Genomic DNA, 19,445 nt, shown 5'->3' with positions numbered 1-19,445 from the left:
CTACAGGATGCACTGTGCCCCGACTGGGACAAAGCTGTGAGCCATGGGTATCGAAGAATACGGCGGCGGTCAGGGCCCCCAGCCCGACGTGCTGGTCGTGACGACGAACGACGTACCCGGCTACCGGGTCGAGCAGGTCATCGGTGAGGTCTTCGGGCTGACCGTCCGCTCCAGGCATCTGGGCAGCCAGATCGGCGCGGGGCTGAAGTCGATGATCGGCGGCGAGTTGAAGGGTCTCACCAAGACGCTGGTGGAGACCCGCAACCAGGCGATGGAACGGCTCGTCGAGCAGGCACGGGCGCGGGGCGCCAACGGCGTGCTGATGTTCCGCTTCGACGTGACGGACGCGCAGGACGTGGGCACGGAGGTGTGCGCGTACGGCACGGCCGTGGTGATGATCAAGGAATAGCGCGACCCGTCGGTAAGGGTCGCCCGTCCTGACGGTCGCCCCTTACCGACGGCCTTTACCGACGCCGCCTACCGATGGATGCCTTTCACCGACGCCTCTCACCGACAGCGCCTGTCACAGCACCGGCCTCCGTGCCGCGCCGCGTTCGCCTTGATCGCGTCTCGCAGGTGCTCCGCACGTCACGTGAGGTGCAAGCCGGAAATCCATCCTGCGCCATGCCGGTTTCACCCGCTTATGACGAGGGGGTGGCTCACCATGGAGCCCCGAGCCCGACGACCGGAGGCATCATGCCGCTGCACAAAGGCCCCGCGAAGTCCGACGAGCGTCCCTCGACCGTCAATCCCTTCTACGGGGAGGCGAATCCGGTCGGCGGCATGACCGAGGCCCCGCCCCAGCACCGGTTGCCCGACGGGCCGCTGGCGCCCTCCACCGCCTATCAGCTGGTGCACGACGAGCTGATGCTGGACGGCAACTCCCGGCTCAACCTCGCGACCTTCGTCACCACCTGGATGGAGCCGCAGGCCGACGTGCTGCTCGGCGACTGCCGGGACAAGAACATGATCGACAAGGACGAGTACCCGCGCACGGCCGAGCTGGAGCGCAGGTGCGTGGCGATGCTCGCCGACCTGTGGAACGCGCCGGATCCGGCCGCCGCAGTGGGCTGTTCCACGACGGGGTCCAGCGAGGCGTGCATGCTCGCGGGCATGGCTCTCAAGCGCCGCTGGACCAAGCGGAACGCGGACCGCTATCCGGGAGCCCGCCCGAACCTCGTCATGGGCGTCAACGTGCAGGTCTGCTGGGAGAAGTTCTGCAACTTCTGGGAGGTCGAGGCGCGCCAGGTACCCATGGAGGGCGACCGCTTCCACCTCGACCCGCAGGCGGCCGCCGAACTGTGCGACGAGAACACCATCGGGGTCGTCGGCATCCTCGGCTCCACCTTCGACGGGTCGTACGAGCCGATCGCCGAACTGTGCGCCGCGCTGGACGAGCTGCAGACACGCACAGGTCTGGACATCCCTGTCCACGTGGACGGCGCGTCCGGCGCGATGGTCGCGCCCTTCGTCGACGAGGACCTGGTCTGGGACTTCCGGCTGCCGCGCGTCGCCTCCATCAACACCTCGGGGCACAAGTACGGGCTGGTCTACCCGGGCGTCGGCTGGGCGCTGTGGCGCTCGGCCGCCGAGCTGCCGGACGAACTGGTCTTCCGCGTGAACTACCTGGGCGGCGACATGCCGACCTTCGCGCTCAACTTCTCCCGCCCGGGCGCCCAGGTCGTGGCGCAGTACTACACGTTCCTGCGGCTGGGCCGCGAGGGCTACCGGGTGGTCCAGCAGACGACCCGGGACGTCGCCCGGGGACTCGCCGACCGGATCGGAGCCATGGAGGACTTCCGGCTCCTCACCCGGGGCGATCAGCTGCCGGTGTTCGCCTTCACCACCGCCCCGGACGTCACGGCGTTCGACGTCTTCGACGTGTCCCGGCGCATGCGGGAGCGGGGCTGGCTGCTGCCGGCGTACACCTTCCCCGCCAACCGCGAGGATCTGTCCGTGCTGCGGGTGGTGTGCCGCAACGGCTTCTCGTCCGACCTCGCCCAGTTGTTCATTGAGGACCTGGGCCGTCTGCTGCCGGAACTGCGCCGCCAGTCGCAGCCGCAGACACGGGACAAGGAGACGGCGACCGGCTTCCACCACTGAGCCGCGCGCACGGCGCCATAGGAGCGACCCGCACGTCAGGACCCCTCAGCAAGGTTCATCGTCCCAGGTCAGGAAGGCACCTTCGCGTTTCCGCCCCAACCGCCGCCGCACCCAGGCGAAACGGCACTAGCTCCGGGCATGCAAGGCGTGCGAGAGCGCGCTCATGCTGATGTCGATGACCGTGCGGAGCTGCTTCTGGCTCGCCCTGGTCCTGCTCATCACGGCCAGCGACTGGTTGACCGCCGTCATGTGAACCGCGAAGTCGTCGGCATCGCCTTCAGTCAACCGCGCGGCGCTCAAGGCGGTCCGCAGCCGCGCATGCTGAAAGCCCAGAGCTTCGATCGCGCGTGCGGCGATGGCAGGGCTGAGCGCCGGTGCTGCCATCGCGGTCTGTGCGATCAGGCATCCATCAGGTACGTCAGGGTCGGCGATGCGCTGCAGGGTGACCTCGAAGAACGCCCGTACCGCCTGGAGCGGTTCCTCGGACGCACGTGAAAGCGCCTGGTCGTACCTGTTTCCGTACCGCGCGGCGTAGCGGTCCAGGCAGCGCAGGTAGAGCGAGTCCTTGTCGCCGAACGAGGAGTAGATGGAACTGCGGTTCAGTCCGGTCGTCCTGGAGAGGTCGTCGAGAGACGTGTCGGCGTATCCGGCCCGCCAGAACTGGACCATCGCCGCGTCGAGCGCGACGCCCACGTCGAACTGCTTCTTCCCGGCCATCATGCACGCACCTCGTTCTTGGACCAGCCGTTGTGGCCCTGCCCATCCTATCTTGAACTAACCAGTCCAAGATGCAGTAGGCTCAAGGCATGACCGACGACGCCATAGTCCCGAACCGCTCCTGCGACCGGAATCCGGTCCCCGGGCTGCCGCTGCACGACCTTGCGGGTTTCACTCACCGCTGGGTCGACGCGGAAGGAATCCGACTTCACGCCGTGGAGGGCGGCCGGCCGGCCGGTCCCACCGTCGTCCTGCTCGCCGGATTCCCCCAGACCTGGTGGGCTTGGCGAAAGGTGATGCCAGGCCTTACCGAGCGATTCCACGTGATCGCGATCGACCTGCCGGGGCAAGGCCACTCCGACCGCCCTCAAGGGGGCTACGACACGCACACCGTCGCTTCGCGTATTCAGGCTGCGCTGACCGCGCTCAACGTGTCGAAGTACTGGCTCGTCGCCCACGACATCGGGGCCTGGGTCGCCTTCTCGCTGGCCCTGAAGTACGAAGAGCGCCTGCATGGTGTCGCTCTGCTTGACGCCGGCATTCCCGGAATCACCCTCCCGGACTCCATCCCAACGGATCCCGACCGGGCCTGGAAGACCTGGCACTTCGCCTTCCACCTGGTGCCCGAACTGCCCGAGACTCTGCTCACCGGCCGCGAGCGTGACTACGTCGGCTGGTTCTTGAAGGTCAAAACCCTGTCCCCGAACACCTTCGACGGCGCCGAGATCGACCATTACGCCGCCGCCATCGCGGCCGAGGGCGGTCTATCAGCGTCTCTCGCCTACTACCGCGACGCCGCGGAATCAGCGCGAAAGAATCATGACGCTCTCGAACGAGGGCATTTGACCGTCCCGGTCCTGGGAATCTCCAGCTCCCATGGCTCGGTCCCCGACATGGCCGCCTCGATCAGCCCGTGGGCAGAGAACGCGACCGGCGTCTTCATCCCACAGGCCGGACACTTCATTCCCGACGAGCAGCCCGACGCAACTGTGGACGTGTTGACCGCGTTCATCGATCACGAGCGTGTCGAGTAGTTCGCGACACGCTGGTCAGTCCGGTGACGTCGGCGACTACCTATAGGGCGTGGGGATACCGTCGCGAGGCGTTGGCTGCCCCGTACTCGTACGCGCGCGAGCGGGAACAAAACCGGATGCCGCTTTCACCGGGACTCCGACCACCGAGCCACGCAGCACGGCGCTTCAGGTGCTCAGCTGCTCAGTGCTCAGTGCTCAAGAGGGGAGGTCGCCGCTCCTGAGCGCCGCGACGAACGACGACCACGCGGACGCGGGGACGATCACCGCAGGGCCGTGCGGGTTCTTGGAGTCCCGTACGGGGACCCCTGACGGGTGGCCGTCCACCACCTCGACGCAGCTGCCACCTTCACTGTTGCTGTAGGAGGACGTCCGCCAGCCGCTGAGCAGGGCAGCATTCGGTATGACCTGGTCAGTCATGATGTCCGTAGTCCTTCGCTAGTGCCCTTAGCAGGGCCAGAGACTCCCTGAGCGGCATAGCGTCGCTCAGCGCGAGATCGTAGCGACCCAGCAACTCCTGGACCACTGACGGGGAGTCGTGCAGCACCCCCATGCGTAGGCCCTCGCCGTAAGCCACAGGCGGCTGATCCTCGAACTGCATCATCGTGAGCATGCCGTCCAACAGCGAGTAGAAACCCAGCTCGAATGGCAGCACATGAATCCGGATACGCCTCGACTCAATCAGCCGGGCCATGTGCGCGATCTGCTCCGCCATGACGTCCCGCCCGCCCACAACGCGACGCAGCACCGCTTCATCGAGCAGCGCCCGGACTACGGGTGTCACCGGATCGTCCAGGACTTTCGCCCGCTCCAGGCGTGTGACAACACGAAGGCACCGGCACCGATATCGATATCGGTGCCGGTGCCGGTGCCGGTGCCGGTCTGCACGGCAGCCGCTGACCTGTCGGCACGGCACGTTCACCCACTGAGCCTGCTGAACCTCCGTACCGCGAGCGGGAAGAACACCGCCAGGAGCGCCAGCGGCCAGGCGACCGCCGCCCAGACGCGGCCCGCCTCGGCGCCCGACCCCGCGAACAGGCCGCGTACCGCCGTGGCCGTCTGGGACAACGGGTTCCACTCCACGACCGTGCCCAGCCAGTCCGGCATGGACTCGGGGGACGCGATCGCGTTGGAGAGGAAGCCGACGGGCCAGACCAGGATCTGCACGGCCTGCAGCATCTCCGGCTTTCCGGCCACCATCGCCAGCAGGATGCCGATCCACAGCATCGCGAACCGCAGCAGCAGGAGCAGGCCCATGGCGCCCATGAAGGCACCGAACGTGCCGTGCACTCGCCAGCCGAGCGCGTACCCGACCCCGACCAGCACGACCAGGCCGAGCGCCGACTGGAGCATGTCGGCGACCGAACGGCCCACCAGGACCGCCCCGTTGGCCATCGGCATCGAGCGGAAGCGGTCGATCACCCCCTTGTTGAGGTCCTGGGTGACGGCCAGCATCGTGCCCTCCAGGCCGAAGGCCATGGTCAGCGCGAGCATGCCGGGCACCAGGAAGTCGACGTACTCGCCGCCGACGCCCCGGCCGCCGCCGATCAGGTAGCTGAACATCAGCAGCAGCATCACGGGGAAGACCAGCCCGACCAGGACCTGGGCCGGCTGACGCGCCCAGTGGGCGAGTTCGCGGCGGGTCATGGTCCAGGAGTCGTTCAGCGCGTACGTGGTCACACCGCCTCCTTCACAGGTTCGCTGTCCTCGGTGAGGCGCAGGAACACCTCGTCGAGCGTGGGCCGCCGCAGGACCACGTCCTCCGCCTCGATCCCGGCCTCCTCCAGGGCCCGTACGACCCCGGCGAGCACCTTCATGCGGTCGGCGGCCGGGGCGCTCAGCAGACGCCGGTCGACGTCCACCGAGACCTCCGCCCCGCCGAGCGGCAGCAGGGCCACCGCGGCTCCCAGCTGGCCGCCGTCCCGCAGCACCACGTCGATGCGGTCACCGCCCGCCAGGGCCTTCAGTTCGTCCGCCGTGCCGCTCGCGACGACCTTTCCCCGGTCGACGACCGAGATCTGGTGGGCGAGCTGGTCCGCCTCCTCCAGGTACTGCGTGGTGAGCAGTACCGTCGTGCCGCCGCCGACCAGGGAACGCACCGACCCCCACACCTCCGCACGGCCGCGCGGGTCGAGGCCCGTGGTCGGCTCGTCGAGGAAGAGCACCTCCGGTTCGGTGATGAGTGAGGCGGCCAGGTCCAGGCGGCGCCGCATGCCGCCGCTGTACCGCTTGACCGCCTTGCGGCCGGTGTCCGCGAGCCCGAAGCGCTCCAGGAGCTCGTCGGCCCGCACGCGCGCGTGGCGGGCGCCCAGGTGGTAGAGGCGGCCGAACATCTCCAGGTTCTGCCGTCCGCCGAGTTCTTCGTCGAGCGCCGCGTGCTGGCCGAGCAGGCCGATACGGCGCCGGACCTCCCGCGCCTGGGTCGCCACGTCGTGTCCGGCCACCTCCACCCGGCCCCCGCCGGGCCGCAGCAGTGTGGACAGGACGCGGACCAGGGTCGTCTTGCCCGCGCCGTTGGGGCCGAGCAGCGCGTGCACCGTGCCGCGCCCGACCCGCAGGTCGAGCCCGTCCAGCGCGCAGGTGTCCCCGTACCGCTTCTGTACGCCCTCGACGACGATCACGTCGGTCATCGGGCTCCCTCCGCATCCAGGTAATCAAACTTGACTACCAGCTTGCGACGGAGAGTACATCCGAAGGGGGTGTTAGTCAAACTTGATTACTTCTGGATCGCTTCTTATTCGGCATCTCCCGGATGCGTGTCCCCCGTGCGGTACGGGTTCTCGTCGCCCTCCGCGAGCACGCCCACGAACGGCTCGCCCTCGCCCGCGAAGCTGTACGCGCCGCCCTTGATCCGCTGGATCAGACCGCGGGTCCACTGTGCGCCGCTGTCGGCGGAGTGGACCCAGAAGTTCATGATCTCGCCGATGTGACCCAGCTGTTCGGGACCGTCCTCCGGCACGTAGTGCTCCGTGACGGCGGCGCGCCACTCCTCGATGACACGCACCCGCTTCTCCAGGAGTGCGAGCACCTCCTCGCGGCCGAGGTCCACCACGAAGCCGAGCGCCGCGGAGAGGATGTCCGGCTTCTGGTCGTACGAAGTCAGGGACTCACGCAGGAGCGTGAGGTACTCCTCCGTGCCCTTCTCCGTGATCTCGTACTCCGTGCGCGGCGGGCCGCCGGCCGTGGAGGGCGCGATCTCGTGCGCGATCAGCAGTCCCTGCTTCGCCATCTGCTTGAGCGCGTGGTAGATCGAGCCCGGTTTGGCGTTGGACCACTCGTGCGCACCCCAGTACTCCAGGTCGTTGCGCACTTGGTAGCCGTGGGCCCGGCCGTGCTGGCGTACGGCACCCAGGACGAGGAGGCGGATCGCTGACATGTTGTCAAGCCTAGATCGCCCCGCTCCGCCCCGGGTACCGGCCCCGGCCCGGCCCGGCGAGGGCTCAGAACGGGAAGGAGCTGCGGCCGTGCTGCACCGAGATCCACTTCTGGGTGGTGAACGTCCCGACCGTCGCCTCGCCGTTCAGCCGGCCGAGGCCCGAGGACTTCTCGCCGCCGAAGTCGACCAGCGGCTCGTCGTGCACGGTGCCGTCGTTCACGTGGAACATGCCGGTGTCGATCCGCTTGGCGAAGGAGACACCGCGCTCGACGTCGGCGGTGTGCACGGCGCCGCTCAGCCCGTACGGAGTGTCGTTGACGATCCGTACGGCCTCCTCCTCGCCGTCGAACGGGACGAGGAGCGCGACAGGCCCGAAGATCTCCTGCCGGAGGATCGCGGAGTCGGCGGGCAGACCGGTCAGGACGGTCGGCTCGACGAGGTTGTCGGTGGTGGCGCCGTGCACGAGCGCGGTGGCGCCCTCGGCGAGCGCCTGGGCCACGGCGGCCGCAACGGTGTCCGCCTGCGAGGAGTTGATGAGCGGGCCGATGACGGTCTGCGGGTCGCCCGGGTCGCCGACCTTCAGCGTCTTCACCTTGGCGACGAACTTCTCGGTGAACTCCGCCTCGACCGAGCGGTCCACGAGGATGCGGTTCGCGGCCATGCAGACCTGGCCCTGGTGTACGAAACGGCTGAAGACGGCGGCATCCACGGCGTAGTCGACGTCCGCGTCGTCCAGGACCACCAGGGCGCTGTTGCCGCCCAGTTCGAGGACGGAACGCTTGAAGTTCGAGGCGCAGACGGTCGCGACATGGCGGCCGACCTTGTCGGAGCCGGTGAAGGAGATGACCTTCGGGACCGGGTGCTCGATGAAGGCGTCGCCGATCTCCGCGATGTCGGTGATCACGACGTTGAGCAGACCGGCCGGCAGGCCCGCGTCCTCGAAGATCTTCGCGACCAGGGAACCGCCCACGATCGGGGTGTTCTGGTGCGGCTTGAGGACCACGCCGTTGCCGAGGGCCAGGGCGGGCGCCACGGACTTCAGCGACAGCAGGAACGGGAAGTTGAAGGGGCTGATCACGCCGACGACGCCGACCGGGACGAGGTAGAGGCGGTTCTCCTTGCCGTCGACCGGCGAGGGGATGATCCTGCCCTCGGCGCGCAGCGCCAGGTTGACCGACTCGCGCAGGAACTCCTTGGCGAGGTGCAGTTCGAAGCCGGCCTTGAGATGCGTGCCGCCGAGCTCCGCGACGATCGCCTCGGCGATCTCCTGCTCGCGCTCCTCGACGATCCGCAGGGCCTTCTCGAACACGGCCCTCCGCGCGTACGGGTTCGTCGCCGCCCATTCCTTCTGGGCACGGGCGGCGGCCTGGTAGGCCTGATCCACCTCGTCGACCGTGGCTATCGTGATCGAGGCCAGCTTCTCACCGTTGTACGGGTTGAAGTCGATGATGTCCCAGGAACCGGTACCCGTGCGCCATCGGCCGTCGATGTACTGCTGAGCCAGGTCGGTGAAGTAGGACGACATGTGATCCCTCAATCCCTTGCTGCCGCAGGCAACAGCCCGTTCATCTTCACGGTCTGATCACATGTCATCGTACGGGTGTTTCAACTGAGTTGGAGCAGTCCCCTGAGCAAGTCGCGGCTCTCGTCGGGGCCCGGACTGTCCTGCTGGAGTTCCTTCATCGCCTTCTCGTACTGGGCGACGTCCTCGCGCTTGTCCAGATACAGCGCACTGGTGAGCTGTTCCAGGTAGACCACGTCGGACAGATCGGACTCGGGGAAGCTGAGCATCGTGAAGGCACCGCTCTCCCCGGCGTGCCCGCCGAAGCTGAACGGCATGACCTGGAGCCGCACGTTGGGCCGCTGGGAGATGTCGATGAGGTGCTGGAGCTGACCGCGCATCACACCCCGGTCGCCGTACGGCCGCCGCAGCGCGGCCTCGTCCAGGACCACGTGGAACTCGGGCGCGCTCTCCGCCACGAGGTACTTCTGGCGCTCCAGGCGCAGGGCCACGCGCCGGTCGATGTCGGCCCCGCTCGCGCCCTTCATGCCGCGGGTGACCACCGCGTGTGCGTACGCCTCGGTCTGCAACAGGCCGTGCACGAACTGGACTTCGTACGACCGGATCAGGGACGCGGCGCCCTCCAGGCCGACATAGGTCGGGAACCAGCTGGGCAGGATGTCCGAGTAACTGTGCCACCAGCCCGCGACGTTGGCCTCCTTTGCGAGGGAGAGCAGTGACCTGCGCTCCGCCTCGTCGGTGACCCCGTAGAGCGTCAGCAGATCCTCGACGTCCCTCGTCTTGAAGCTCACCCGGCCCAACTCCATACGGCTGATCTTCGATTCGGAGGCACGGATCGAGTAACCGGCCTTCTCCCGGGTGATCCCGCGCGATTCGCGCAGCCGCCTAAGGTGCGAGCCGAGCAGCATGCGCCGTACCACCGATCCCGACTCCTGCGTGCTCACGTTCGTCAGCCTCCCCAACCGTTCCAAGGGCCGCAGTCTGCCACTAAAACACTTCAAGCAGTACTCGTTCGGTTACAGAAACAGCAAGCTTTCAAGGAAGTCACGCAGGAAACGACAAGGAGAAGACAAGCCAGACCCAGAAAAGTGGCGCCGAGATGGCGGAAAAAATGACCAAGAAGTGGCATGGGAAGGTCCAATTCGGGCGCGTGCACGTGCATCTGCCCTTGCATCTGCTGAAGACAGGCGGAACGATGGTCTCGCGCCACCGCTGCATCGCAACGACCGCGAACCCCGGGAGTGCCTTCGCATGGGGACGAATGGATCGACCATGCTCGAGCCGTTACGGCAGGGGCTTCCACCACTGGACCCCGCGACCGTGTCCAACGCCGCTTCCTGCGCCCTTCCGGCCCGTTACGAAGCGGTGCGCGACGCACGGCGGTTCACCCGCTGCACGCTCGACCAGTGGGACGTCGGCAACCGCTTCGACGACGTCTGTCTGGTGGTCTCGGAACTCGTCACCAACGCGCTGCGGCACGCCCTGCCCTCGGACACCCCTCGCTCCGCCGACCAGGACCCGCCCGTGCGGCTGCACCTGATGCGGTGGACCGAGAGAGTCGTGTGCGCGGTGCGCGACCCCAGCCACGACAGTCCGGTCGCGGGCGACTCCGACGACTTCTCCGCGGAGTCGGGACGCGGCCTGTTCCTGGTCGAGTCCTTCGCCGACGGCTGGGGCTGGCACCCGCTGGCCGGCACGCTCGACGGCAAGGTCGTATGGGCGCTGTTCCGGCTGGGATCCTCCGTGTAGTGCACCACGGCGCTTTTTCGCGTCGTGGTTCTACGCGCGTTACGGGCCCCGGGGGCCTGCGCCCGTTTCGCACCCCGGGTTCGGCGGGGCGCCTGGGGTTTGCGTGACGCCCGCGGTTGACGGGATGCCTGGGGTTTTCGGGACGCCCGGGACCCGCGGGATGCGGCCGAGCACCCCCGCACACTCCGGCCGGGTACGGCCGTCAGCCGGGCCGCGGCCTGCCCTCAGCCCGCTATCAGGTGGTCGAACTCGCCGTCCTTGATACCCAGGAGCATGGCCTCGATCTCCGCGCGCGTGTAGACGAGGGCCGGTCCGTCGGGGAAGCGCGAGTTGCGCACAGCCACCTCACCGCCCGGCAGCCGGGCGAACTCCACGCAGGAACCCTGCGAGTTGCTGTGCCTGCTCTTCTGCCAGGCCGCCTCGTACAGCTCCGTGGCAGCCATGCCGTTGTACACGTCGTGGTCCACAGGTCGCTCCCCGATGGTGCATTGGCGGGTGTTGCCATTGATGCCGTGGTCAACTGCCCCGGATCATAGCTGTCTTCACATGCAGATGCATGGGCATATGCACGTGCACGGGGGGTGGTCTCCTGATTACAACTTTGACGGTTGCGAACCCCGAATCGTTCCAATGCGGCCCCCGCCATGGAGAAGACGCGCCCCGGGCCCTCCGCGTTGCAGAACGGCCCCGCCCCACCCGGCGGTTGAACGATCGGAGCGGGGGCGGTGGGGACATGGGTGCTGTCAAGACCACCACGGAGGCCTCGGCGACCTCGAAAAACTGGGACAACTGGGGTGGACAACCGGGGCAACTGGGGTGGACAACCGGGGCAACTGTGGGAACTGGCGGGCCTGGCGGGACCCAGGGCGCCCGATGCGGCTGTCGGCGCGGCCGGGCCGGCCCGACGCGTACGGCAGCAGAGCCCTCTCGCGGGCGTCCCTGATCACACGGACCGGTCGGCGCCGCTGCCGGGCAGACACCCGGGTGACCCTGCGACTGCGAATCCTCCCGCGGCCGCGGCCGCACCTACCAGCCGCTCCGAGTGGAACGGCCGACACCGGTACCGTACGAGCGCGGCGACCCCGCACGCCGACCCCGCACGTCCAACTGCCCTCGGTGTCCTGTCCAGGTGCACTGAAAGGTGGAGCACTGGGCAAGTGTTCGGTAGCTTGCAGCGGTCGTCGCGGTGGCATCGACGCCACCGGCGGTACCCGGCGGGTACCGGCGACTCGTCCGGCCAGACCCTTGGGGGCTTCAGTGACTTCGGCGACCTTCTCGCGCAGGCAGGCGCGAATCACGGCCGCGGCGGCGGCGCTGACAGCCGCGCTCTCCTTGACGACGGGCTGCAGCGGCGACGGTGGGGACGGTGACGAGGACTCGTCACCCGGGACGAGCACGGCACCGACCGGATCTGCGGACACCGGTGGCGGCTCCGGCGACAGCACGGGCGAGGCCGGCGAGCTGGAGGGCAACTGGCTGGCCACCACGGGCGGCAAGGCCGTGGCACTGGTGATCACCGGTAAGAAGGCCGGGCTGTTCTCGACGAGCGGGTCCGTGTGCAGCGGCACCGTCGGCAAGACGTCCGACATGCAAATGATCACGCTGAAGTGCTCCGACGGGAACAAGGACCGGGCCGAGGGCATGGTGAACTCCGTCGACTCCACGACGCTGAAGGTCACCTGGGAGGGCTTCGGCAAGGAGACGTACACAAAGTCCGAGGGCGAGGGCCTGCCGTCCGGGTTGCCTACGGCGAGTCTGGGTTCCTGACACCGCAGGCATCAGGCATCAGGCATGAGGAACCAGGCGCCAGGCACTAGGCGCCGGTCCCGCGGGCCGCGGAGTCCTCCGGATTCCGCGGCCCGTCCGGCTTCTCCGCGGCCGTCTCAGCGGCCGCCGTCCCGTCGAGCCTCATGGGCGGTACGGCGGTGTCGAGGGCCTCGGACAGCTCGGTGAGAGTGTCGAGGACGAGCCGCGCCGTATCGCGGACGAACGTGTCGTTGTCGGGGGTGGCCGGGGTGAGGGGCTTGGCGCCGGCGGAGGGCTTGGCACTGCCGGAGGGCTCGGCGCTGTCGGAAGGCTCGGCGCCGGCGGGGGTGTCGGCACTGGCGGGGGTGCCGGGGGCTGCCGGGTTTCCGGCCTCCGCCTCCGCCTCCGACTGCGTCTCCCAGGCGTCCAGGGCGGCCCGTACGGCGTCCCACGTCGGCACCCGGCGCTCACGGATGGCCTTGGCGCCCTGCTGGGTGGACTCGCGCAGAGCCGCAGCGAGGCCGGCGGCTGCCGGAACCGGGGTCGCGCCGCGTTCCGGGAGGTGGGCCTCCAGGAGCATGGCCACGCGGCCCAGTTGGGCGAGAGCGTCCTCGGCGTCGTCGGCGGCGGTCCGCGAGAGGCCGCGGTGGCGGACCGGTTCGGCGAGGGCACGGGCCACGCCGGTGTGCCAGGCCGCGCGGGCGGTGCGCGCGGTGAGCAGGGCCTCCCGGACGTCCGGGACGTTCCTCAGCGCGGGGTCGGCGTAGGAACCGAAGACCACGGACGCGTAACGGCCCTGCGTCGCCAGCCAGTCCGCGAGGCGGGTGCGCAGGCGCGCCGTCTCCCACGCCGGGTAGACGGCGTACGCGAGCATCGCGAGGAGTCCGCCGAGCAGGGTGAGCAGGACGCGTTCGGGCACGGTCTGGGTCCACTGTTCGCCGCCCATGCCGAGCAGGAAGACGACGTACGCGGCGATACAGCCCTGGGCGGCGAACTGGCCCGTACGCATCAGCAGGTACATCAGCGCGGCGCTCACCACGGCGAGGGCGCCTGACAGGTAGGTGCCCGGGTCGGCCAGCCGCACCACGGCCGTGGCCACGGCCACGCCGACGACGGTGCCGCCGAGACGGGCCACCGCCCGGCTGTACGTCTGCGAGAAGTCCGGGCGCATGACCATGACCGAGGTCAGCGGTGCCCAGTAGCCGTGGCCGAGAGGGAGCGCGGTGCCGAGGACGTATCCGGCGGCGGCGACCGCGGACACCCGCGTGGCGTGGCGGGCTATGGGGGAATCCTTGCGGAGTTCCTTGCGCATGGCCGTGAGCGCGGTGGGGATCAGGGCGAGGAAGGTGGGGCGGCTGCGGGAGCGCTGGGGTGTTTCCCCAGGGGCCTTCGGGGTGCTGCCGCCCGCCGTTTCCATCACGTCCTGGAGGAGGGTGTTGAGGCGGGCCGCCGCGCGATAGGGGCGGCCGGTGAGGATGCTGCCGGTGTCCGGGGTGCGGAAGGTGGCAAGGGCCGCGGCCGGGACGGCCACCGGCTCGCCCCGGCGGATCGCGTGGGCCGCCACGTCGAGGATGGCGCCGGCGGCGGCGAGCAGTTCACGGACCCGGTCGCGGGCGGGGCCCTCCGCCGGGACGCCCATCGCCGGGTCGGCGAGAGAGGCGAGGACCGGGCGGATGCGCTCGGCGATGCCGCGGGCGCCGTGGAGTTCGGCGGGACGGCGGCGGGCCTGGCGGGGGGTGACGGCGGCCGCGTTGCGGGCCTCCATCAGGGGCAGCGGGTCGAAGGACGCGAGGGGGTTGTCGCGCAGGCGGCGCGCGTAGTCGCCCTCGGCGGCCAGCGCGTCGGCGAGCGCGTCACGATGGGCACCCCAGCGTCGTACGGGGAACAGCACGATCAGCGCCGCCTGGACGACACCGCCCACGATCATCATCGCGGCATGGCCCGCGGCCTGGGCGACGGAGGTCGGCAGGGTGACCGTCACCAGCATGATCGCCACGTTCGAGGACGCGATCAGGCCGATGGTCGGGCCCGCGGCCCAGCTCATCCCCGCCGTGAACGCCCACCCCACCAGCAGAGCGAGGAAGAGCAGCTCCTGGGAGATGGTGAGGTAGCCGAGGAACGTGGACACGGCGAGGCTCGCACCGGAGGCGAGGGCCAGTTCGGGGCGGGGGCGCCAGCTGCGCTGGAAGGTCGCGATCGCCGCCTGGAACGCGCCGAACGCCGAACTCGCGGCGGCCGCGGGGCCGAAGGCCCACAGGCTCACCGCGACCACGATCGCGAGCCCTGCCGCTCCGCGCACCGCGACGAGGGGTTCGAGCCGCGTCCTCTCCACGGCGAGCCCCGAGCGCGCGGTGTCCTTAAGCGCTCGTCGCCAGCTCACCGCGCCAGCGTACGGGAGGGGCTGAGCAGGCGGAGTATCCGGGGCCAGGGATGTGTGAAGGTTCGGCCAGCGGTGGAATCCGGGCACGCGGAACCGCATGATGATCGATGCCCGATGCCTGATGCCCTATGCCCGATGATCTACGAGCACCATCACCGGCCCGGAGAGCACCGCGGAGAGCACCGCCACGCCTCGGGCGCACGACCCAGTCCTAGAGTCCCAGAGTCCAGAGGAAACCCATGCGCACCCTGCCGATCGCCATCACCGCCCTCGCGGCGACGCTCACTCTGACCCTGACCGCCTGCGGCGGCGACGACGGTGGCGGCGGTGACAAGAAAACCGGCAGCGGGACCGGCAGCGGGAAGAGCAGCTCCTCGAGCGCGTGCGCGGCCGACAAGCTCGGCCAGGAGGTCGTCGCCAGCGAGGCCCCGGCCGCGGGCGACACCGGGACCGTCTCCGCCACCCTCACCAACGAATCCGGAGCCGACTGCACGCTGGAGGGCTTCCCCTCCGTCGACCTGATCGCCGGCGGCACCACGTTGGCCGTCGCCGCGGACAAGTCCGCGAAGCCGGAGAAGCTGACCGTGAAGCAGGACGAGACGGTCAGCTTCACGATCACGTACGTACGGGGCCCCGCCGGTGACGCGGCGAAGAGCGCCGCCGTGGGGACCGTGAAGTTCGGGCTGCCAGGGGCGGACGCCGCGGACACCGGTCAGCTGTCCTTCGCCTGGAAGTACGGCGAGGTGGCCCTGCGGAGCGGCGGCGAGCCGGACGCGTCGGTGACCCCGCTCCAGCGGGCGGGCGACTGATTCAGGGGCGTCGCAGCGGCGGGCGCGCCCTCACCTGGGCGCGGTCCGCCGCCGCGGCCCCCTCCTCCCAGCCGGCCAGGTCGTTCACCCCGCGCATCCGGGTCGTGACGATGTCCGGGAACATGCGCTGCGTCTCGTCCGCGACCGCGACGTCGCGAGCCGCGAGGACCGGCAGCAACTCCCCCTCCGCGGCGGCCGCCTGGCCCTCGGCCCCGTCGGTCGCCGCATCGGTCGCCTCGTCGGCGACCTCGGCCAGCCGGTCGCCGATGCGATGCGCGTACGCGGCGAGGAAGGACTGCCGGAAGGACTTCGTACGCTTCCTGCCGCCCGCGCGCTGGGCCGCCTCCGCCTTCGTCATCGCGGTCGTGGCCTGCACGAGGAGGGAGGTGTAGAGGAGTTCGACCGCCTCCAGGTCGGGTTCGAAGCCGACGACGGTGGAGAAGCCGAGAGCCTCGTTCCACACCGCGCGGCAGCGGTTCGCCCCGGCCACCGCGTCGAGGAGGACCGCCTTCGCTGTCTCGTACGGCGGATCGACACCGATCCGGCAGGCGCCGGGCGCGTCCTTGGCGTGGGTCCGCGCCGCCAGCAGCGCCTCGTCGATGCTGTGCCGCGCCATCAGCTCCTGCGCCTTGGCGCTCAGCGCCTCCGCCTCCTCCGGGAACCCGGTCGCCTCTGCCTTGGCGAGGAGCGCGCGGATGCGGGTGAGCATGCGGGTGTCCCGCGGGACGGCGGCGCCCCCGGACGGCCCGGACATCCCGGACAGTCCGGATAGCCCGGACGCGGCTACATGCGCGTCCAACGGTTCCAGGGAGGGCAGGCGGAGCAGCAGCCGGTACAGCGCCAGGACGGCGGTCGCGTACGAGAATCGGTCCGTTCGGGGTGTTCCGCGCCCGGCAGCCGACGCATCGCCGTCCAACTCGTCGAGCTGCGCCGCCCAGCGCGCGCCCCGGGGGCGGCGGTCCCGGCCGGCCTCGGCGAGGACCAGCTCCACCACGAGGCGTTCGTGCACGTCGTCCAGCTCGCGCCGCACGATCCGTACGACGTCGGCGGGCTGCCAGCCGCGCCGCCAGGCCGCCGCGACGAACTCCTCACCACGGCGGGCGAGTTCGGCGTCGGAGGCGGGGTCGGCGGCGAGCAGGGAGGCACCGGTGTCGAGGGCCGCGTCGGAGTCGGCGTAGAGGGCTGCCCCGAAGGCGCGCTCCACCGTGGTGGACGTACTACTCATTCCTCGATCGTGCCACGGGAGCGAGTATGTCAACCCGGGGTTGACACCTCCCCACTGTCAACCTACGGTTGACACATGACCACGAATCCCCGCGCCACCACTTCCGTACGCCTCGACGACCTCATCGAGGCCATCAAGAAGGTCCACGAAGACGCCCTCGACCAGCTCCAGGACGCGGTGATCGCCGCGGACCACCTGGGCGACGTGGCAGACCATCTGATCGGGCACTTCGTCGACCAGGCCCGGCGTTCGGGCGCGTCCTGGACGGACATCGGCAGGAGCATGGGGGTCACCCGGCAGGCGGCCCAGAAGCGGTTCGTACCGAAGGGCGAGTCGGACCTCGACCCCAGCCAGGGCTTCAGCCGCTACACACCGCGGGCCAGGAACGTGGTGGTGGGCTCCCAGAACGAGGCCAGGACCGCGGACAACGACCAGATCCGAACCGAGCACCTGATCCTCGGCCTGCTCGCCGAGCCGGACGGCCTGGGGGCGAAGGCGATCACCGCGCAGGGCGTCACCCTGGACGCCGTACGCGAGGCCGCGACCGCCGCCCTCCCACCGCGCTCGGAGAACATGCCCGCACTCGTCCCCTTCGACGGCGGCGCCAAGAAGGTCCTCGAACTCACCTTCCGCGAAGCACTGCGCCTGGGCCACAACTACATCGGTACGGAGCACATCCTGCTCGCCCTGCTGGAGCACGAGGCCGGCACGGGCGTACTGAGCGGACTCGGTGTCGACAAGACGGCGACCGAGGCGAACGTCGCGGAGGAGTTGGAGAAGGTGACGAAGCCTCTCCAGGAGTGACCGGCCCCGGGCCGGGCCGGACCCGTACGGACTGCCCCGGGTCGGCCCCATCCCGACTGCCCTGGGCCGGCCCCGTAGGACTGCCCTGGGCCGGGGGGATTGTCAGACCCTCCTGCGAGACTCGCGTCATGACCGACCGGTGGGCTCTCGCGCCGGCCGAGGACGGCGGCGCCGAGCTCGCCCCCCTCGGCCCCGACGGGCTGCCCGCCGGACCACTCCTGCGGGAGCCGGACCTCGCCGAGTCCGTACGCTCCCGGCCGGAGGTCACCCGCTGGGTGTGGCGGGCCACCGCGGAGGTCTACCCGCGACTGCGCGCCGAGGGCGTCCGCGTGGAGCGGTGTTACGACCTGGAGGCCGCCGAGACCCTCCTGCTCGGTCACGAGGGACGGCTCGGCGAGCCCCGCTCGGCCGCCGCCGCCCTGGCGAGACTGCGCGGCGGCCCCGTACCGCCCGACCCCCCGCAGCGTTCCGCCGAGCCCGGCTCGCAGTCCTCCCTCTTCGAGCCGCGCTCCGGCCTCAGCCACCTATCGCTGGCTCCGCTCATCGAGGTGTACGGACACCAGCAGCGAAGACACGACGCGACCGCGCACCCCGGGCGGATGAGGCTGCTCACGGCCTCCGAGTCGGCGGGCATGCTCGTGGCCACGGAGATGAACGCGACCGGGCTGCCGTGGAGCACGGACGTGCACCGCGAGGTGCTGCACGAAATGCTCGGCGAACGGTACGCGGGCGGCGGCGAGCCACGGCGGCTGGCCGAGCTGACGGAGGAGGTGTCGGCCGCGTTCGGCCGCCGGGTCCGGCCCGACCTGCCCGCGGATGTCGTCAAGGCCTTCGCGCAGGCCGGGATCAAGGTGAGATCCACCCGCCGCTGGGAGATCGAGAGCATCGACCACCCGGCGGTGAAGCCGCTGATCGAGTACAAGAAGCTGTACCGAATCTGGGTCGCCCACGGCTGGTCGTGGCTCCAGGACTGGGTGCGGGACGGGCGGTTCAGACCGGAGTACCTGGCGGGCGGCACCGTCACCGGCCGCTGGGTGACCAACGGCGGGGGCGCGCTGCAGATCCCCAAAGTCATCCGGCGAGCCGTGGTCGCCGACCCCGGCTGGCGGCTCGTCGTGGCGGACGCCGACCAGATGGAGCCACGCGTGCTGGCCGCGATCTCCCGCGACCCCGGCCTGATGGAGGTGGCCGGCCGCGCGAGCGACCTCTACCAGTCCGTCTCCGACCGGGCCTTCTCCGGCGACCGCGCACAGGCGAAACTCGCCGTCCTCGGCGCGATCTACGGTCAGACGTCCGGCGACGGCCTCAAGAACCTCGCGCTGCTGCGCCGCCGCTTCCCCAGGGCGGTGGCGTACGTGGACGACGCGGCACGGGCGGGCGAGGAGGGCCGGCTCGTACGGACCTGGCTGGGCCGCACCTGCCCACCGGCGGCGGGCTCGGACTCCTCGGGGGAGGAAGCGGGGATTCCGGAGAGCGAGCAGGCCGCCGGCGGTCCGCGTGAAGGGGCCGAGCCCGGGAACGCCCAGGACTGGGTGCCCGGGTACGCGTCCACCAACTCCCGCGCCAGGGGCCGCTTCGCCCGTAACTTCGTGGTGCAGGGCAGTGCCGCCGACTGGACCCTTCTCGTGCTCGCGGGGCTCCGCCGCGCCTGTCGGGACATGGCGGCCGAGCTGGTCTTCTTCCAGCACGACGAAGTGATGGTGCACTGCCCCGCGGAGGAGGCCGACGCGGTGGTCGAGGCGATCCGGGAGTCGGCGGAGGCGGCGGGGCGGCTGACGTTCGGGGAGACACCGGTGCGGTTCCCGTTCACGACGGCGGTGGTGGAGTGCTACGCGGACGCGAAGTGACCCGCGCCCAGGGGCCGCGGGCAGCAGCGGGCAGGTGCGTACCTGACCGGCGCCCACCCCCGGCCGGGACAAGCGCGGTGAGCGACGAGCGCGGTGCGCGGTGCGCGGCGAAAGCTCCCGCCGTTCCGGACGGCGG

General features: G+C 70.1%; 18 protein-coding genes and 2 pseudogenes. 8 read left to right on the top strand and 12 right to left on the bottom strand.

What is annotated here, in order from left to right; genetic code table 11:
• Positions 1–43 precede the first annotated feature (43 nt).
• Together AB0D14_RS26535 and AB0D14_RS26530 are read left to right on the top strand one after the other, a co-directional pair.
• Positions 44–409, top strand: coding sequence for a YbjQ family protein (locus AB0D14_RS26535; RefSeq protein WP_362783576.1), 366 nt, complete (start codon positions 44–46; stop codon positions 407–409).
• 287 nt (positions 410–696) lie between these two features.
• Complete coding sequence (locus AB0D14_RS26530; RefSeq protein ID WP_362783575.1) at positions 697–2,103, top strand: glutamate decarboxylase; 1,407 nt, start codon at positions 697–699, stop codon at positions 2,101–2,103.
• A 126-nt stretch (positions 2,104–2,229) separates the two neighbouring features.
• Here the strand turns inward: AB0D14_RS26530 and AB0D14_RS26525 are convergent, their stop codons facing one another.
• Positions 2,230–2,820 carry a TetR/AcrR family transcriptional regulator gene (locus AB0D14_RS26525; RefSeq protein ID WP_362783683.1) on the bottom strand — a complete coding sequence of 197 codons (591 nt, stop codon included), beginning with the start codon at positions 2,818–2,820 and terminating at the stop codon, positions 2,230–2,232.
• A gap of 89 nt (positions 2,821–2,909) precedes the next feature.
• On the opposite strand from AB0D14_RS26525, the gene AB0D14_RS26520 reads away from it, so the two are divergent.
• Positions 2,910–3,854: an alpha/beta hydrolase gene (locus AB0D14_RS26520; RefSeq protein ID WP_362783572.1), complete on the top strand. Its 945-nt coding sequence runs from the start codon at positions 2,910–2,912 to the stop codon at positions 3,852–3,854.
• A 195-nt stretch (positions 3,855–4,049) separates the two neighbouring features.
• Here AB0D14_RS26520 and AB0D14_RS26515 read toward each other — a convergent pair whose 3' ends face one another.
• From AB0D14_RS26515 to AB0D14_RS26485, 7 genes and pseudogenes are all read right to left on the bottom strand, one after another.
• On the bottom strand, positions 4,050–4,271 hold the full coding sequence (locus tag AB0D14_RS26515; RefSeq protein WP_362783571.1) for a DUF397 domain-containing protein: 222 nt from the start codon (positions 4,269–4,271) through the stop codon (positions 4,050–4,052).
• Positions 4,264–4,677 (bottom strand): annotated as a pseudogene (locus tag AB0D14_RS26510) (DUF5753 domain-containing protein); the annotation flags it as partial. The gene AB0D14_RS26515 and the pseudogene AB0D14_RS26510, both read right to left, overlap by 8 nt.
• Positions 4,678–4,769: 92 nt before the next feature.
• A complete protein-coding gene (locus tag AB0D14_RS26505; protein WP_362783568.1) occupies positions 4,770–5,531 on the bottom strand; it encodes an ABC transporter permease in 762 nt (253 codons plus the stop codon).
• Entirely contained in the window at positions 5,528–6,481 is a 954-nt protein-coding gene (locus tag AB0D14_RS26500; RefSeq protein WP_362783566.1) for an ATP-binding cassette domain-containing protein, read from the bottom strand. Before AB0D14_RS26500 ends, AB0D14_RS26505 begins: the two co-directional genes overlap by 4 nt.
• Before the next feature lie 104 nt (positions 6,482–6,585).
• Positions 6,586–7,227: a PadR family transcriptional regulator gene (locus tag AB0D14_RS26495; protein ID WP_362783564.1), complete on the bottom strand. Its 642-nt coding sequence runs from the start codon at positions 7,225–7,227 to the stop codon at positions 6,586–6,588.
• Between the two features lie 64 nt (positions 7,228–7,291).
• Positions 7,292–8,752 (bottom strand): aldehyde dehydrogenase family protein, encoded by a 1,461-nt coding sequence (locus AB0D14_RS26490; protein ID WP_362783561.1) that lies wholly within the window; start codon positions 8,750–8,752, stop codon positions 7,292–7,294.
• A gap of 80 nt (positions 8,753–8,832) precedes the next feature.
• Positions 8,833–9,657 (bottom strand): helix-turn-helix transcriptional regulator, encoded by an 825-nt coding sequence (locus AB0D14_RS26485; protein WP_362783681.1) that lies wholly within the window; start codon positions 9,655–9,657, stop codon positions 8,833–8,835.
• 364 nt (positions 9,658–10,021) lie between these two features.
• Here AB0D14_RS26485 and AB0D14_RS26480 point away from each other — a divergent pair, with 364 nt between their 5' ends.
• Entirely contained in the window at positions 10,022–10,498 is a 477-nt protein-coding gene (locus AB0D14_RS26480; protein ID WP_362783558.1) for an ATP-binding protein, read from the top strand.
• A gap of 224 nt (positions 10,499–10,722) precedes the next feature.
• Here the strand turns inward: AB0D14_RS26480 and AB0D14_RS26475 are convergent, their stop codons facing one another.
• Positions 10,723–10,965, bottom strand: a complete 243-nt coding sequence (locus tag AB0D14_RS26475; RefSeq protein ID WP_362783555.1) for a DUF397 domain-containing protein — start codon at positions 10,963–10,965, stop codon at positions 10,723–10,725.
• 435 nt (positions 10,966–11,400) lie between these two features.
• Positions 11,401–11,511: pseudogene (locus tag AB0D14_RS26470) on the bottom strand (30S ribosomal protein S18); the annotation flags it as partial.
• Between the two features lie 244 nt (positions 11,512–11,755).
• Between AB0D14_RS26470 and AB0D14_RS26465 the strand changes: the two are divergent.
• Positions 11,756–12,265 (top strand): hypothetical protein, encoded by a 510-nt coding sequence (locus AB0D14_RS26465; protein WP_362783554.1) that lies wholly within the window; start codon positions 11,756–11,758, stop codon positions 12,263–12,265.
• 46 nt (positions 12,266–12,311) lie between these two features.
• On the opposite strand, the gene AB0D14_RS26460 is transcribed toward AB0D14_RS26465, so the two are convergent.
• Positions 12,312–14,624, bottom strand: coding sequence for an FUSC family protein (locus tag AB0D14_RS26460; protein WP_362783551.1), 2,313 nt, complete (start codon positions 14,622–14,624; stop codon positions 12,312–12,314).
• A gap of 239 nt (positions 14,625–14,863) precedes the next feature.
• Here AB0D14_RS26460 and AB0D14_RS26455 point away from each other — a divergent pair, with 239 nt between their 5' ends.
• Positions 14,864–15,433, top strand: coding sequence for a DUF4232 domain-containing protein (locus tag AB0D14_RS26455; RefSeq protein WP_362783549.1), 570 nt, complete (start codon positions 14,864–14,866; stop codon positions 15,431–15,433).
• Between the two features lies 1 nt (position 15,434).
• Here the strand turns inward: AB0D14_RS26455 and AB0D14_RS26450 are convergent, their stop codons facing one another.
• Entirely contained in the window at positions 15,435–16,658 is a 1,224-nt protein-coding gene (locus AB0D14_RS26450) for a DUF2786 domain-containing protein (protein ID WP_362783547.1), read from the bottom strand.
• A gap of 75 nt (positions 16,659–16,733) precedes the next feature.
• On the opposite strand from AB0D14_RS26450, the gene AB0D14_RS26445 reads away from it, so the two are divergent.
• Both AB0D14_RS26445 and AB0D14_RS26440 read left to right on the top strand, forming a co-directional pair.
• Positions 16,734–17,462, top strand: a complete 729-nt coding sequence (locus AB0D14_RS26445) for a Clp protease N-terminal domain-containing protein (protein ID WP_362783545.1) — start codon at positions 16,734–16,736, stop codon at positions 17,460–17,462.
• 128 nt (positions 17,463–17,590) lie between these two features.
• Positions 17,591–19,309 carry a bifunctional 3'-5' exonuclease/DNA polymerase gene (locus tag AB0D14_RS26440; protein WP_362783542.1) on the top strand — a complete coding sequence of 573 codons (1,719 nt, stop codon included), beginning with the start codon at positions 17,591–17,593 and terminating at the stop codon, positions 19,307–19,309.
• Positions 19,310–19,445: the final 136 nt, after the last annotated feature.

This window comes from Streptomyces sp. NPDC048484 (genome assembly GCF_040651415.1).
Taxonomy (GTDB): domain Bacteria; phylum Actinomycetota; class Actinomycetes; order Streptomycetales; family Streptomycetaceae; genus Streptomyces.
The sequence above is the reverse complement of the archived record's forward strand: the minus strand, read 5'-3'. Positions and strand labels throughout refer to the sequence as shown.